At 63.1% G+C, this 13917-nt stretch carries 13 protein-coding genes; 6 read left to right on the top strand and 7 right to left on the bottom strand.

The genetic code is table 11. The annotated features are described in order from the left end of the window. The first annotated feature begins 51 nt into the window (after positions 1-51). Positions 52-264: a DUF1674 domain-containing protein gene (locus tag NKI70_RS05680; RefSeq protein ID WP_023678118.1), complete on the top strand. Its 213-nt coding sequence runs from the start codon at positions 52-54 to the stop codon at positions 262-264. A gap of 17 nt (positions 265-281) precedes the next feature. On the opposite strand, the gene NKI70_RS05675 is transcribed toward NKI70_RS05680, so the two are convergent. Further along, positions 282-953, bottom strand: a complete 672-nt coding sequence (locus NKI70_RS05675) for an HAD-IA family hydrolase (RefSeq protein ID WP_023678117.1) — start codon at positions 951-953, stop codon at positions 282-284. Positions 954-1130: 177 nt separating this feature from the next. Between NKI70_RS05675 and NKI70_RS05670 the strand changes: the two genes are divergently transcribed. The 3 genes from NKI70_RS05670 to NKI70_RS05660 all read left to right on the top strand — a co-directional run bounded on the left by NKI70_RS05670 (position 1131) and on the right by NKI70_RS05660 (position 5345). Continuing rightward, positions 1131-2000, top strand: a complete 870-nt coding sequence (locus NKI70_RS05670) for a transglutaminase-like domain-containing protein (RefSeq protein ID WP_352696915.1) — start codon at positions 1131-1133, stop codon at positions 1998-2000. 329 nt (positions 2001-2329) lie between these two features. Then, positions 2330-3691 carry a pilus assembly protein gene (locus NKI70_RS05665; RefSeq protein ID WP_023678115.1) on the top strand — a complete coding sequence of 454 codons (1362 nt, stop codon included), beginning with the start codon at positions 2330-2332 and terminating at the stop codon, positions 3689-3691. A 385-nt stretch (positions 3692-4076) separates the two neighbouring features. Next, a complete protein-coding gene (locus NKI70_RS05660; RefSeq protein WP_023678114.1) occupies positions 4077-5345 on the top strand; it encodes a class I SAM-dependent methyltransferase in 1269 nt (422 codons plus the stop codon). On the opposite strand, the gene NKI70_RS05655 is transcribed toward NKI70_RS05660, so the two are convergent. Both NKI70_RS05655 and acs read right to left on the bottom strand, forming a co-directional pair. Beyond that, positions 5346-6089, bottom strand: coding sequence for an MOSC domain-containing protein (locus NKI70_RS05655; protein ID WP_023678113.1), 744 nt, complete (start codon positions 6087-6089; stop codon positions 5346-5348). It abuts the gene before it with no gap. Beyond that, a complete protein-coding gene (gene acs, locus NKI70_RS05650; protein ID WP_023678112.1) occupies positions 6089-8044 on the bottom strand; it encodes an acetate--CoA ligase in 1956 nt (651 codons plus the stop codon). The genes NKI70_RS05655 and acs overlap by 1 nt, the downstream gene beginning before the upstream one ends. A 305-nt stretch (positions 8045-8349) precedes the next feature. Between acs and NKI70_RS05645 the strand changes: the two genes are divergently transcribed. Continuing rightward, positions 8350-8622 carry an usg protein gene (locus NKI70_RS05645; protein WP_023678111.1) on the top strand — a complete coding sequence of 91 codons (273 nt, stop codon included), beginning with the start codon at positions 8350-8352 and terminating at the stop codon, positions 8620-8622. Positions 8623-8667: 45 nt separating this feature from the next. Here the strand turns inward: NKI70_RS05645 and NKI70_RS05640 are convergent, their stop codons facing one another. Beyond that, positions 8668-9702 (bottom strand): aldo/keto reductase, encoded by a 1035-nt coding sequence (locus NKI70_RS05640; protein WP_352696913.1) that lies wholly within the window; start codon positions 9700-9702, stop codon positions 8668-8670. A gap of 55 nt (positions 9703-9757) precedes the next feature. Further along, positions 9758-10939 carry an MFS transporter gene (locus NKI70_RS05635; protein ID WP_352696911.1) on the bottom strand — a complete coding sequence of 394 codons (1182 nt, stop codon included), beginning with the start codon at positions 10937-10939 and terminating at the stop codon, positions 9758-9760. Between the two features lie 137 nt (positions 10940-11076). Here NKI70_RS05635 and NKI70_RS05630 point away from each other — a divergent pair, with 137 nt between their 5' ends. Further along, positions 11077-11985: a LysR family transcriptional regulator gene (locus tag NKI70_RS05630; protein WP_352696909.1), complete on the top strand. Its 909-nt coding sequence runs from the start codon at positions 11077-11079 to the stop codon at positions 11983-11985. A 63-nt stretch (positions 11986-12048) separates the two neighbouring features. Here NKI70_RS05630 and NKI70_RS05625 read toward each other — a convergent pair whose 3' ends face one another. Next, positions 12049-13098, bottom strand: a complete 1050-nt coding sequence (locus NKI70_RS05625; RefSeq protein WP_352724364.1) for an aldo/keto reductase — start codon at positions 13096-13098, stop codon at positions 12049-12051. A gap of 109 nt (positions 13099-13207) precedes the next feature. Next, a complete protein-coding gene (locus tag NKI70_RS05620; RefSeq protein ID WP_352724363.1) occupies positions 13208-13870 on the bottom strand; it encodes a YggS family pyridoxal phosphate-dependent enzyme in 663 nt (220 codons plus the stop codon). Positions 13871-13917 lie beyond the last annotated feature (47 nt).

Below are 13917 nucleotides of genomic sequence, written 5' to 3'. Positions count from 1 at the left end.
ACAGCGGTTCCCGTTTCAATCGGGGCCTGTTTCAATCTAGCGGAAGATCGCATGATCGACAAAACCAGCCAAACGCATGCTAACGGCTCGCCGCAAAAGCCGCTGACCCCGGCAGCCAGGCGCGCCTTGGTCGAGGCCGAGGCCCGGCGGGAGAAATATCGCGAGCAGGAAGCCACGCTGCCGAGGGAGATGGGCGGGCGCGGCGGCAAGGAGCCTGGCCGCTATGGCGACTGGGAGGTCAAGGGCCTGACCAGCGACTTTTAGCCCAGGCAGGGTGCTAGTCAAACAGGCAGCGCGGCCCGCTCCACTCCGATGGCAATCCAGCCGCTGGAATCGACGGCGATGCCGATCGCGTCATAGCCGGCGATGGTGGCATGCGGCGTCTCCAACGGATGCCGGTGCGTGGCGCTGATCACCACGACCGCAGCGCCCGCGGCTTCGGCCGCCGCTATGCCGGCCGGCGCGTCCTCGAAGACGAGGCAGTCGCCCACATCGACGCCGAGCCGTTCGGCCGCCAGCCGGAAGCAGTCGGGCGCCGGCTTGCCGCGCGATACATCCTCCGCCGCAACAATCACGGCGGGAGCCGGAATACCCGCGGCCTGCAGGCGCAGCAGGGCGAGCTCGCGCGGTGCCGAAGTGGCGATCGCCCAGCTTCCAGGCGGCAGCGACGCCAGGAAGGCCGCGGCGCCGGCAATCGGGCGAATGCCCTCGACATCGGCCGCCTCGGCCTGCAAAAGCGAATCGGCTTCGCGGGCAGGATCGACGCCTGGGAGCGCCAGCCGGCCGATGGTCTCGATCGCCCGCACGCCGTGGATGGTCGGCAGGAATGCGGCGACGTCAAGACCTTGCCGATGCGCCCACGCTGCCCAGACCCTTTCCGCTGCGGCGATCGAATTGAGAATCGTGCCGTCCATATCGAACAGGAAGGCCGCGAATTTTCTGCCTGCAAACATCGGTTTCCCGGGGTCATCTTGGAGGGATTATTTCGAAAGACGCGTGTCAATCGACCGTAACGTTGCCGCGTCCGTATGGGAAGCCGCGAGGCGTCGTTTTTGACGACCACAAGGAACCGCCACGCACTGTCCCGCGTTGATCGGCACTATCTTCCATGACGATCGCAGGGGAGGGCGATGCTGATTCGGCTCGGCTATGAAATTGCCATTGAATGCGTTGCAGCAACGCCGGTCGTTTCATTGCTCGATATCCACGGGGATCGCCAGGCCAACATCAAGCGGCAGACGCGCGTGCTGACCTCGCCGTCGGTCCCGACCAGGGTCTACCACGACCTTTTCGGCAATAGCTGCCGCCGCTTCACGGCGCCGGCCGGAAGCTTTCGCATCCTTTATGACGCGGTGGTCGAGGACAGCGGCGAGACGGACGAAGTCAACACGCTGGCGAGAGAAGTCCCGGTTGCCGAATTGCCGGACGAGGTGCTCGGCTATCTGCTCGGCAGCCGTTACTGCGAGACCGACCATCTCGGCGACCTGGCCTGGCAACTTTTCGGCCAGCTTCCACCGGGCTGGGCGCGGGTGCAGGCCATCGTCGACTATGTCCACAACCGCCTGTCCTTCGGCTACGGCTATGCGCGCTCGACCCGCACGGCGGCGCAGGCGCATGAGGAACGCGTCGGCGTCTGCCGCGACTTTGCCCATCTGGCGATCACGCTCTGCCGCTGCATGAACATCCCGGCCCGCTACGTGAACGGCTATCTCGGCGATATCGGCGTGCCCGCCGATCCGGCGCCGATGGATTTCTCGGCGTGGGTGGAAGTGTTCCTCGACGGCAGGTGGTACACTTTCGATCCTCGCCACAATGTGCCGAGGATCGGCCGCGTCGTCATCGCCCGCGGCCGCGACGCCACCGACGTGCCGCTGCTGCACAGTTTTGGCCCGCATCGGCTCACCCTGTTCAAGGTCTGGACGCACGAGCAGGAAGGTAATCTGTTCAAGCCGCCTTGTCGTGGCGTCGACAAGACGGTCAGCGCACGGATGCTGGCCTAGTCTTTCGGGACACATTCACAGTCCGTGTTTCCATTTCCCGCCACCGCGATCGTGCTGAACCGGTTCGATACATCTCGTCTGTACCGGATTGGGACGCAGTCCAGTCGTCCTGAATTGCGAGCCTGTTCGTGGTAAGCGCTTTGTCGACAAAGCCGTGCCGGCGCAGCTTTCGTTTACCCTCTGTTTACCCTGCCGCCGCTCGAAACCGTTTGGAAACAATGACCTGATCGCGGGCCGGTCGCTTTCCCGGGCCTGGCGGCGCGATCCGGCCGGATTCCTGCAATGCGCGTTCGGACAGCTGCAGGCTGTAGCGAATGGAGGCGGAAGGAATGCGGCGTTTCGGGGGTCTTGTTCAGACGATCGGCGGCTTTGCCGGGGATCGCAGCGGAAATTTCGCGGTCCTGTTTGGGATAATCGGCTCAGTGCTGGCACTGAGTGTCGGCTTTGCGGTCAACGTGTCCCAACTCTACAATGTAAAATCGAGCCTGCAAGGCGTGGTCGATGCAGCGGTCACCTCGACGGCCCGCGACCTGACAACCGGCGTCATCAGCGAGGCCGACGCCAGCAAATCGGTGCAGGCCTTTCTCGATGCCAACAGCACGGCGGGTATCCTCCAGGACAACCAGATCGTCCTCGACAATCTGGTTGTCGACAGGACAGCCAAGACTGTCCAGGCGGACGTCCATGTCAACGTCAACTACTATTTCCCGCTTTTCAGCACGGGTGGCATGCAACGCGTCCCCGCATCGACGACGGCGCTCTATTCGGACAAGCAGATCGAAGTCGCGATGATGCTGGACGTGACCGGGTCGATGGCCGGCCAGAAAATCATCGATCTGCGGGCGGCCGCGGCGAATGCTGTCGACAGCTTCCTGGGCGGCCAGGACCCCTCCAAGCCACGTGTGCGGGTTGCCATCGTGCCTTATGCCAATTCGGTGAATGCCGGTACACTTGCCGCCAGCAGCGTCTATGTGGAAACCACCGCCAGTCAACGCAAACAGGCGCCGGCCAATGACGCCGTGCAGTATGTCTCGGGCTTTATCCGTCCCGATAATTGCGCCACCGAGCGCAAGGGGACCTATCAGTATTCGGATGCGGGCCCCGACGTCAGCATGGTCAATCGCGACTACCTGCTGTCATCCTTCGCCTGGCAGACCGGCACCGCCGCCTGCCCGATCGCCGCGCTGATGCCGCTGACAGCGGATGCGACGGCGCTCAAGACGGTCATCAAGAATTTCGTCGCCTCCGGCGGCACGGCCGGCCATATCGGCGTGCAGTGGACCTGGTACATGCTTTCGGAAAACTGGGGCAGTGTGATGAAAGCCTCGGAACGGCCGGCCAAGATGGATCCAAAGAAGGTTGCCAAGATCGCGATCCTGATGACCGATGGCGAATTCAACCTGTCCTACTTCGATGCGAGCACGGTCAGCGACGTCTACAATGACGCCGGCAAGGAGCCGACCCGCACGGCCGCCAAGAAACTTTGCGCTGCCATGCGCGACAAGGGCATCGAGGTCTTCACCATTGGGTTTGACCTAAACGAAACGAATGCCAAGGCGACGCTCCAGGATTGCGCGAGCCCGGACACCGCCAAGATCAAGCACTTTTATCAGGCGGCCAATGGAACGGAACTCAACCAGGCTTTCCAGGATATAGCGCGCAACGTCGAGATGTTAACCGTAACCAAATAGGGGACAACAGCCCAAAAAGGAAAGGCCGCCGCTTCTCGCGAAGCCGGCGGCCTTCCGTGTTTCCGTCCATGGCGCGGCTCCTGGCGGCGACCCTGGTCGCCAGCCGCGCATCTCGCGCCTTAGCGGGAAGACTGCTTCCCGAAAGTGCGATCCGCTGAGGCCACGTTCTGGAAAACGAAATCACTCGACATCGGATCACCTCCTTTCGATTTGTTGAACACTCCCTCATGATGGGGTGTCATCCGGCAAATGGCAAGGCGCGGCACCCGAAAATCCTGAACAAGCCTGCTTGTGCACTCGGGCGGCTTGCGGCCGGCCGATCGGGCAGGCAAGATCGAGCCGCTATTGTTCCGGGCCACTATTTTGCCGGGTAAGGGAGGACGGGATGGAGGCAGCCGAGAGAGCGGCCCGGATTGTTCGGACGGTCATCGAGACGCTGAAGCCGGGTTTTGCGGTGAGGCTGTGGACAGGCGAGCGGATCGGCCCGGCTGCCGGCCCGGTGCTCACCATCAACGACCAGGACATCGTCTGGCAGATCGTACGTCGGCCCTCTTTATCGACGCTGATCGAGATGTGGATTGCCAAGGCGGTCGACGTCGAAGACGGATCGCTGTTCGATTTCTACGCCTTGCCCACGCACGGCAAGCTCAGGACGAAGCTCAAGACATTGCCGAAGCTGGCGATCCTGCGCGACCTGCCGGCGGTGCTGTTTTCGCGAAAACAGATGACGACGCGAACCGATCTTTCCGGCCGCAATCCTTTCGTCAGCGGTTCGAGCAAGGAGGCGATCGAGCATCATTACGACATTTCCAACGCATTCTACCGGCTCTTCCTCGACGAGCGCATGGTCTATAGCTGCGGCTACTTCAAGGATTTCGCCAACGATATCGATCAGGCCCAGAGAGACAAGCTCGACCATATCTGCCGCAAGCTTCGGCTGAAGCCCGGCGATAGATTGCTCGACATCGGCTGCGGCTGGGGAGCGATGCTCATCCATGCGGTGAAGAATTATGGCGTCGTCGGCCACGGCGTTTCGCTATCGGAAGCACAGACCGAGCTCGCCCGTGAACGCATCCGCGCCGAGGGGCTGGAGGACCGCATCACCATCGAGATAAAGTCCTATGCCGAGCTGTCCGGCTCCTTCGACAAGATCTCGTCGATCGGCATGTTCGAGCATCTGGGGCTTGCCAACCATGCGGCCTATTTCTCGAGGATCCATCGCCTGCTCAAGCCGGGCGGCATCTATCTGCACCACGCCATCACCCGGCGCGACAAGGGCAGCTTGAAGAAGACGCTGCGCAAGGGGCCGGAATTCAAGGCGCTGATCAAATACATTTTTCCGGGCGGCGAACTCGACACGATCGGCATGACGCTCGGCAATCTCGAGGCCCACGGCTTCCTCGTCTACGACGTCGAAAATTTGCGCGAGCACTATGCGCGCACCTGCAGGCTATGGGCCGAGCGCCTCCACGCACGCTTCGACGAAGCTATCGCCGAGGTCGGCGAAGCCAAGGCGCGGCTCTGGCTGCTTTATCTCACCGGCTGCTCGATTACCTTCGAACGCGCCTCGGCGCAGGTTTTCCAGACCGTCGCCACAAGGCGCGCGCGTGGGCCGAGCGGCCTGCCGCCGACGCGGGCGGATTTGTACCGATAGCTACAGGAGGCGCATCGTGGCGCCGATCTCGACGCGGGCCGGTCGATCGACGGTGCAGTAGACGCCGAGGTTATGGGCGTTGTGGCGGACCAGGCTGCGCAGGATTGCCGGGTCGTGGTCGAACCCGTCCTGGCCAATGATGGTGAAGCCGCAGCGGCGGCACGGCTCGGAGATGGTCAGGAGCAGGTCGCCGATCGCCAGCTTGCGCCCGATCCATTCCGTCTCGGGGAACGACCCCTCGACCTCCGGCACATCGACGACGATGTTGGGGCGGAAGCGGCGCGCGTCGGCGGTGCCCTTTGGATGCAGCACTTTCAAACGCGCCAGTGAGGCGGTGGTCAGCAGATGAATAGGGGCTTTGACGTAGCGTTCCGTCAGCAGAGGGCCGGCGTAATCCGGAGCAGCATTTTCCCGACGGAACGGCCGGATGGAAGCCGCAAAGCCGAGATAGGCGCAAATGGCGCGATCACTTTGCGCGCCAGGTGCCGAAAGCCAGCGTCCGTCGGGGATGGCGACCTCCAGCCTGCCGGCCTGCGACAGCCGGGTGCGGATGCGGGGCACCTTGTGCCATTTCGCTTCGCGGTCGGGCCGTGCGATTTCATCGGTCGAGGTATCGACAAGACCAAACAGGCGGTCGCCTTCGACGGTATGCCGGTCGACGGAGATCGCCTGCTGAAACTCGCCGGCGAGCGAGCTCGCGGGATAGCGCCAAAGCTCGGTGACGGCGCCCAATGCGGGTTGCATCAGCCCTTCTTGTTTTGCCGGTTGGCGATAAGGTCGTCGACGACCGCCGGATCGGCCAGCGTCGAGGTATCGCCGAGCGCGGCAAAATCATCCTCGGCGATCTTGCGCAGGATGCGTCGCATGATCTTGCCGGAACGGGTCTTCGGCAGGCCGGGCGCGAACTGGATCTTGTCGGGCGAAGCGATGGCGCCGATCTCCTTGCGGACATGGGCGACGAGTTCCTGGCGCAATTCCTCGCTTGGCGTTTCGCCGGCCATCAGCGTGACATAGCAGTAGATGCCCTGGCCCTTGATATCGTGCGGGTAGCCGACGACGGCGGCCTCCGAGACCTTCTCATGCGAAACCAGCGCCGATTCGACCTCGGCGGTGCCCATGCGGTGGCCGGAGACGTTGATGACGTCGTCGACGCGGCCGGTGATCCAGTAGTAGCCGTCAGCATCGCGGCGGCAGCCGTCGCCGGTGAAGTATCTGCCCTTGTAGGTCGAGAAATAGGTCTGCACGAAGCGGTCGTGATCGCCATAGACGGTGCGCGTCTGGCCCGGCCATGAGTCGGCAATACAAAGATTGCCGCTGGCTTCGCCTTCGAGCACCTTGCCGTCGGTATCGACCAGCTGCGGCTTGACGCCAAAGAAGGGCCGCGTCGCTGAACCCGCCTTGAGGTGGGTGGCGCCCGGAACCGGCGTGATCATGATGCCGCCGGTCTCGGTCTGCCACCAGGTATCGACGATCGGCACCTTGCCGTTGCCTACGACGTTGAAATACCACTCCCAGGCTTCCGGATTGATCGGCTCACCGACGGTGCCGAGCACGCGCAGCGACTTGCGCGACGTTTTGGTGACATGGGCATCGCCGGCGCCCATCAGCGCGCGCAACGCCGTCGGCGCCGTGTAGAAGATGTTGACCTTGTGCTTGTCGATCACGTCCCAGAAACGCGACTGCGACGGGTAGTTCGGCACGCCTTCGAACATCAGCGTGGTGGCGCCGTTGGCGAGCGGCCCGTAGACGATGTAGCTGTGGCCGGTGACCCAGCCGACATCGGCGGTGCACCAGTAGATATCGCCGTCATGATAGTCGAAGACATATTGGTGGGTCATCGAGACATAGACGAGATAGCCGGCGGTGGTGTGCAGCACACCTTTCGGCTTGCCGGTCGAGCCGGATGTGTAGAGGATGAACAACGGGTCCTCGGCGTTCATCTTCTCGGGCTTGCATTCGGCCTTAACCGTCGCGACCTCGTCATGGTACCAGACGTCGCGCCCGGCGGCCCAGCCGGTCTTGCCGCCAGTGCGGCGCACTACCAAGACCTTTTCGACTTTCGTTCCGGCCTTGGCGGCGATCTCGATCGCCTTGTCCGTGTTCTCCTTTAGCGGGATCGGCTTGCCGCCGCGCAGGCCTTCGTCGGCGGTGATGACGAAGGTCGACTTGCAGTCATCGATGCGTCCGGCCAGCGCATCCGGCGAAAAGCCGCCGAAGACGACCGAATGAATGGCGCCGATGCGCGTGCAGGCGAGCATCGCATAAGCGGCCTCCGGGATCATCGGCATGTAGATGGTTACGCGGTCGCCCTTCTTGACGCCGTGCTTTTTCATCACATTGGCGAGGCGGCAGACATGCGCGTAAAGCTCGTTATAGGTGATCTTCCTGTCGTCGTAGGGATTGTCGCCTTCCCAGATGATGGCGGTCTGTTCGCCGCGCTTCTTCAGATGCCGGTCGATGCAGTTCCAGGAAACGTTGGTCTGGCCATCCTCGAACCATTTGATTGAGACCTGGCCGTCGAAGGACGTGTTCTTGACCTTGCTGTACGGCTTGAACCAGTCGATGCGCTTGCCGTGCTTGCCCCAGAACTTGTCCGGGTTCTTGACGCTGTCGGCGTACCATTTCAGGTAGGTGTCATTGTCAATCAGCGCGTTCTTCTTCCACGCCGGCTGGACGCGATGGACATGAACATCGGACATTTCTTCGCCTTCCTCCCCAAAACCAAACCGCCGGCTTGACCGCCGGCAGGATCGCAGCGATGCGGCCGCGAATTCGCGCGCATTATTAACAGTTCGGCCGCGACGGCAACATTAGACGTTGGATTCGCGCGGCGGGATGCCGCAGGCGCCTTACCAGGCGGTGTCAGCACTCTCGTGAGTCGGCTGCTAAGCGCATGTTTTTGCGGAAGTAATCTGGTTCGATCATAGAAATATCAATAGACGATTAAGCAAATGGGGTGCACAATTTCAGCCTGGGAGGAAGGAGAATCAACCAGGGGACCGCAATGCGCGACCATTCAGAAATGGACCTGATGCTCAAGGGTTATGGCTTGACCACGGCCAAGATTCTTTATCACTTTCCAGATCATCCGCATCTGCTGCAGAGCTTCATCTGGCAGGATTACGACATCGCCCCGAAATTTCCGGTGCTGATCCGCTTCATCGAGTTCTGGAAGGCCAAGCTCGAAGGCCCGCTGCATTCGGTCAGCTACACGCACCAGAAGCTGATCGCGCCGAACGAATGGCGCAAGGTCGACGGCGAGTTCGTTCTGCATTAGCCGGGCGGGCGGCAGCCTGGGAGCCGCCGCCCAGCTTTTGGAGCGTCAGACTGCGGGCGGGTTCAGCCGGGCAAAACCCTCCTGCCGGCGATAGGGAAAATACGGATAGGGTGCGGTGACCTCACTTGCCGTGTCGAGCTTCTTCATCTGCTCGGCTGTCAATGACCAGCCGACGGCGCCGAGATTCTGGCGCAATTGCTCCTCGTTGCGCGCGCCGACGATGACGGAGGCGACGGTCGGCCGCTGCAGCAGCCAATTGATGGCGATCTGCGGTATGGTCTTGCCGGTTTCCTCGGCGACAGCATCAAGCGCGTCGACGACCCGATAGAGATGCTCATCCTCGACGGGCGGTCCGAAGCTTGCCGTGTCGTGCAGCCGGCTTTTCTCAGGCAGCTTCTGGCCACGGCGGATCTTGCCGGTCAGGCGGCCCCAGCCGAGCGGGCTCCACACCAGCGCACCGACACCCTGGTCGAGGCCGAGCGGCATCAACTCCCATTCATAGTCGCGTCCGACCAGCGAGTAATAGACCTGATGGGCGACGTATCGGGGATAGCCGTATCTGCCCGCCAGGCCGAGCGATTTCATCACTTGCCAGCCGGAAAAATTGGAGACGCCGACATAACGCAGTTTGCCGGCGCGCACGAGACTGTCCAGTGTCGACAGCACCTCCTCGATCGGTGTTGCAGCGTCGAAGGCGTGCAGTTGCAGCAGGTCGATGTAGTCGGTGCCAAGGCGCCCCAGCGCGTCTTCGACGGCCTTGATCAGGCGTGAACGTGACGATCCGGCATCGTTGGGACCGTCGCCTATCGGCAGCGAGGTCTTGGTCGAGATCAGCACGGCGTCGCGGCGGCCCTTGATGGCAGCGCCGAGCACTTGTTCGGAAGCGCCACTCGAATAGACATCGGCGGTGTCGAACAGGTTGATGCCGGCCTCAAGGCAGATGTCGACCAGCCGCCGTGCTTCCGTCGCATCGCTGTTGCCCCAGGCGCCGAACAGCGGGCCTGAACCGCCGAAGGTTCCAGCGCCGAACGAGAGCGCCGGGACCTTCAGGCCTGATGCGCCAAGATTTCGATAATCCATGGGTTTGCTCCTTGTCGAAGGATGGCTGTTTCAAAGATTGGTTGAGGTTTGCGTTCTATGACCGCGCGATTTCCGGTGTGGCGAGGACAGGATCTCGGTCGAGACGCAGCGCAAACGCCGCCACGGCGAGCGCTGAAAGCGGCAACAGCGCCGCGACCCAGGTGACGGCACCGAGGCCGGGACCATGGGCGATGACCACGCCGCCGAGCCAGGCGCCGGCCGCATTGCCGAGGTTGAAGGCGGCGATGTTGAAGGATGAAGCTAGGCTCTGGCCGGCGCCTTGCGCCTTCTGCAACACCCATAACTGTAGCGGCGCGACGGTGGCGAAGGCGGCGGCGCCGAGCAGGCCGACATAGATAACGGCCATGACCTGGTTGTGCAGGGCGAAGGTCATGGTGCCGAGCACCATCGCCAGCACGACGAGACTGCCGAGAACGGACGGTACCAACCAGCGGTCGGCGAACTTGCCGCCGGCGAGGTTGCCGGCGATGAGGCCGCCGCCGAAGACCAGCAGGATCGGCGACACCGCTGCTTCGTCAAAACCGGTGATCTCGGTCAGCAACGGGGCGATGTAGGTGAAGACGGCTAAGACGCCGGCATAGCCAAGCACGGTGGTAGCAAAGCCAAGAAGGACCGGCGTGCGGCCGAGCACGGCGAGATCGGCGCGCAAATTGCTCTTCTCAGGCTCTGTTCGGCTGCGCGGCACCAGCAGCAGAATGATGGTAAAGGCGGCGATGCCGACCAGGGTCACCGCCCAGAAGGTCGCGCGCCAGCCGAAGGCTTGGCCGAGCCATGTGCCGAAGGGCACGCCGAGGATGTTGGCGATGGTCAGGCCGGTGAACATCAGGGCGATCGCCGAGGCTTTCTTGTTGGGCGCCACCAGTCCGGTCGCCACGACCGAGCCGACGCCGAAGAAGGTGCCGTGGGCGAAGGCGGTCAGTACGCGCGCACCCATCAGCGTCCAGTAGTCTGGGGCAAGGGCACAAGCGAGGTTGCCCAGCGTGAAGATCGCCATCAGCGCCAGAAGCACGGTTTTGCGCGGCCAACGGCCGGTCGCGATTGTCAGCAGCGGCGCGCCGATGACGACGCCCAGCGCATAGCCGGAAATCAGCTGGCCGGAAGCTGAGATCGAGACGCCGAGATCGGTGCTGACGTCGAGCAGCAGGCCCATGATGACGAATTCGGTGACGCCGATGCCAAAGGCACCGGCGGCAAGAGCGTAAAGAGCAAGGGGCATGGCGGTTCCCACTTCGATGACGACCAGTTTTGACGATGGGCGCCGTGTCCTCCCACGCCCCGATCCGGAAGATCGTGCCGCGATGTGCTGTGAACCAGCCTTGCATCGGGCACATCGTCTGTGAAATAAATTCACCAATGGCCAGGCCCGACATCAATCGCTCCGGCGAGATCGAAGTGTTCGTCCGCGTCGTCGAGGCGGGCAGCTTTTCAGCCGCTGCCCGTGCGTTGCGGATGACGCCGTCGGCGGTGAGCAAGCTGATCGCGCGGCTGGAGGCGCGGCTTGGTGCGCGGCTGGTCAGCCGTTCGACGCGCAAGCTGCAACTGACGCCGGAGGGGGCGGCGTTCTTCGACAGCGGCGTGCGCGTCCTGGCCGACATGGCGGCGGCCGAGCGCGAGGCAGCGGCGGGTGCCGCGCCGCGTGGCCGGCTGCGGATCAGCAGCTATGTGCCTTTCGGGCAGCACCGGCTGATCCCGCTTTTGCCGCGTTTTCTAGAGCGCTACCCCGAAATCTCGGTCGATCTGGTGTTGACTGACGATGTCATCGACCTGATGGAGGAGCGCGCTGACGTCGCCATCCGCGCCGGGCCGCTCGGCGAATCACGGCTGGTGGCGCGCAAGCTCGGGCAGAGCCGGGTGGTCGTCGTTGCGGCGCCATCGTATCTCGAAGCGCGTGGCACGCCCAAGGAGCCCGCCGATCTCGATCGTCACAACCGGATGGGCTTCCGTTTCGTACGTCACCTCGAGGGCTGGCCTTTTATCGACGCGGGCGGCAAGCCGATCACCCTGTCGATCATCGGAAATACGCTGGTCAGCGACGGCGAGGCGATGCGGCTGATGGCGCTCTCGGGGGCGGGCATCGCCCGGCTGGCACGCTGGCATGTGGAGGCCGACATTGCCGCCGGCCGGCTTCTGCCGCTGCTGGAAGAGTTCAACCCCGGCGACGAGGAACTCACCCACGCCGTCTATGTCGGCCAAGGCAAGCATCTGCCGGCGCGGGTGCGGGCGTTTTTGGACTTTTTGGTCGAGACTGTCCGGCTGACCTGAGCCCAAAAAAGATCGGGAGCCTGCCGGCTCCCGAAGCAACGAAGGTAAGAAGGTAAGATTGAGTTACTTTTTCGGCACAAAGGGCGCCGGACGCCGGCCGGCCGCCTGACGCTCCAGCATCCAGCCGGGGTATTCGGCGGGCAGGGCACTGACTTCGTCGAGGCGAACGAGATCATCCGCATCGAGCTGCAACTCGGTGGCTGCAAGGTTCTGTTCCAGCTGCTCCATGCGGCTGGCGCCGATGATGACGCTCATCACGAATGGCTTGGCCAGGACATAGCCGAGCGCCACCGTGGCGACGCTGACGCCGTGCTTGGCGGCGATCTCGCGCATGACGGCGACTGCTGCCCAGGCACGGTCCTCATTGACCGGCGGGAAATTGAAGCTGGCGCGACGGCCCTCGCCATTGCCGGGGGCGCCCGGTCCGTATTTGCCGGAGAGCAGGCCGCCAGCCATCGGCGACCAGACCATCAGCCCGAGCTTCTCCTCGTTGAGCAGCGGCACGATTTCGCGCTCGAGATCGCGGCCGGCGATCGAGTAGTACGACTGCACGGTCTCGAAGCGGGCAAATCCCTTGCGCTCGGCAATACCCAGCGCCTTGGCGACGCGCCAAGCCTGCCAGTTCGAGACGCCGACATAGCGGACCTTGCCGGCGGCAACCAGGTCGTCGAGCGCCCGCAGCGTTTCGTCGATCGGCGTCACCGTGTCGGTGCCGTGCAGCTGGTAGAGATCGATGTGATCGAGCTGCAGCCGCTCGAGGCTGCCTTCGACCGAATCCATGATGTGGCCGCGCGAGGAACCACGCTGGTTCGGGCCCCCGCCCATGGCGCCATGGACCTTGGTGGCGATGATCACGTCCTGTCGGTTGACGCCAAGATTCCTGAGCGACTGGCCGAGAAGCCGTTCCGAGGCGCCGAAGGAATAGACATCCGCCGTGTCGAAGAAATTGACGCCGGCGGCGAGCGAGCGGGCAACGATCTCGTCGACGCCCTTCTGGTCGAGGCTGGCGATCAGGCCCCATTGGGCATTCTCGCCGGCCGCGCCGAACGTCATCGTGCCGAGGCAAAGTTCGGAGACGAACATCCCCGTATTTCCAAGTTGATTGTAACGCATGGTGGCTCCAGACGGGTTGAGAATAACTCGATCCATATAGGAACGAAACGTTCCGTTTCTATACGCTGGCTTAGTCAATGTCAGCCTGTGGGCTAAGGCCGGCTGCGCCTCATCTGGCGCCGAAAATCGCCGATCCAACCCTGACACTGGTCGCGCCGAAGGCGATCGCGGTTTCGTAGTCGCCGGACATGCCCATGGAGAGCTTGTCGACGCCGGCCTCAAGCCCAAGCTTTTCCAGCAGCGCGAAATGCGGACCGGGGTTCTCGTCGGCCGGCGGAATGCACATCAGCCCTTCGATGGCGAGGGCGTGAACCGAGCGGCAGCGGGCCACGAAGGCGACAGCCTCGCGCGGCTCGATGCCGGCCTTTTGCGGCTCGGAGCCCGTGTTGACCTGGACATAGAGCCTTGGTGACCGGCCTTGCCTGGCGATCTCCTTGGCCAACTCTGCGGCGATCTTTTCACGGTCGACGGTTTCGATGACGTCGAACAATGCCACCGCTTCCTTGGCCTTGTTCGATTGCAGCGGACCGATCAGATGCAGCTCGATGTCGGAAAATGCCTCCTTCAGCACCGGCCATTTGGCTTGTGCTTCCTGGACGCGGTTTTCGCCGAAGACGCGCTGGCCGGCCTCGATAATCGGGCGGATATCGGCGGCGTCGAAGGTTTTCGAGACTGCGACCAGCGTCACCGCTCCGGCCTTACGGCCTGCCTCGCGCTCGGCGGCAGCGATCCTTGCCTTGACCGTGAAAAGCTGTTCGACGGCGCTCGCCATGCCTATATCCTGCCTGTGTTTGGCTTTTCGCCGGATCGCCGCAGTTG

Source organism: Mesorhizobium sp. M0500, assembly GCF_040321165.1.
GTDB lineage: Bacteria > Pseudomonadota > Alphaproteobacteria > Rhizobiales > Rhizobiaceae > Mesorhizobium.
Note: the sequence above shows the minus strand (reverse complement) of the source record. Positions and strands in the feature narration are given on the sequence as shown.

What these genes read in the sequence shown, in the direction of transcription:
- NKI70_RS05680 (WP_023678118.1), top strand. Translation starts at nt 52, where the DNA reads ATGATCGACAAAACCAGCCAAACGCATGCTAACGGCTCGCCGCAAAAG.
- NKI70_RS05630 (WP_352696909.1), top strand. Translation starts at nt 11,077, where the DNA reads ATGGCCAGGCCCGACATCAATCGCTCCGGCGAGATCGAAGTGTTCGTC.
- NKI70_RS05640 (WP_352696913.1), bottom strand. Translation starts at nt 9,702, where the DNA reads ATGGATTATCGAAATCTTGGCGCATCAGGCCTGAAGGTCCCGGCGCTC.
- acs (WP_023678112.1), bottom strand. Translation starts at nt 8,044, where the DNA reads ATGTCCGATGTTCATGTCCATCGCGTCCAGCCGGCGTGGAAGAAGAAC.
- NKI70_RS05620 (WP_352724363.1), bottom strand. Translation starts at nt 13,870, where the DNA reads ATGGCGAGCGCCGTCGAACAGCTTTTCACGGTCAAGGCAAGGATCGCT.
- NKI70_RS05655 (WP_023678113.1), bottom strand. Translation starts at nt 6,089, where the DNA reads ATGCAACCCGCATTGGGCGCCGTCACCGAGCTTTGGCGCTATCCCGCG.
- NKI70_RS05665 (WP_023678115.1), top strand. Translation starts at nt 2,330, where the DNA reads ATGCGGCGTTTCGGGGGTCTTGTTCAGACGATCGGCGGCTTTGCCGGG.
- NKI70_RS05670 (WP_352696915.1), top strand. Translation starts at nt 1,131, where the DNA reads ATGCTGATTCGGCTCGGCTATGAAATTGCCATTGAATGCGTTGCAGCA.
- NKI70_RS05645 (WP_023678111.1), top strand. Translation starts at nt 8,350, where the DNA reads ATGCGCGACCATTCAGAAATGGACCTGATGCTCAAGGGTTATGGCTTG.
- NKI70_RS05635 (WP_352696911.1), bottom strand. Translation starts at nt 10,939, where the DNA reads ATGCCCCTTGCTCTTTACGCTCTTGCCGCCGGTGCCTTTGGCATCGGC.
- NKI70_RS05675 (WP_023678117.1), bottom strand. Translation starts at nt 953, where the DNA reads ATGTTTGCAGGCAGAAAATTCGCGGCCTTCCTGTTCGATATGGACGGC.
- NKI70_RS05625 (WP_352724364.1), bottom strand. Translation starts at nt 13,098, where the DNA reads ATGCGTTACAATCAACTTGGAAATACGGGGATGTTCGTCTCCGAACTT.
- NKI70_RS05660 (WP_023678114.1), top strand. Translation starts at nt 4,077, where the DNA reads ATGGAGGCAGCCGAGAGAGCGGCCCGGATTGTTCGGACGGTCATCGAG.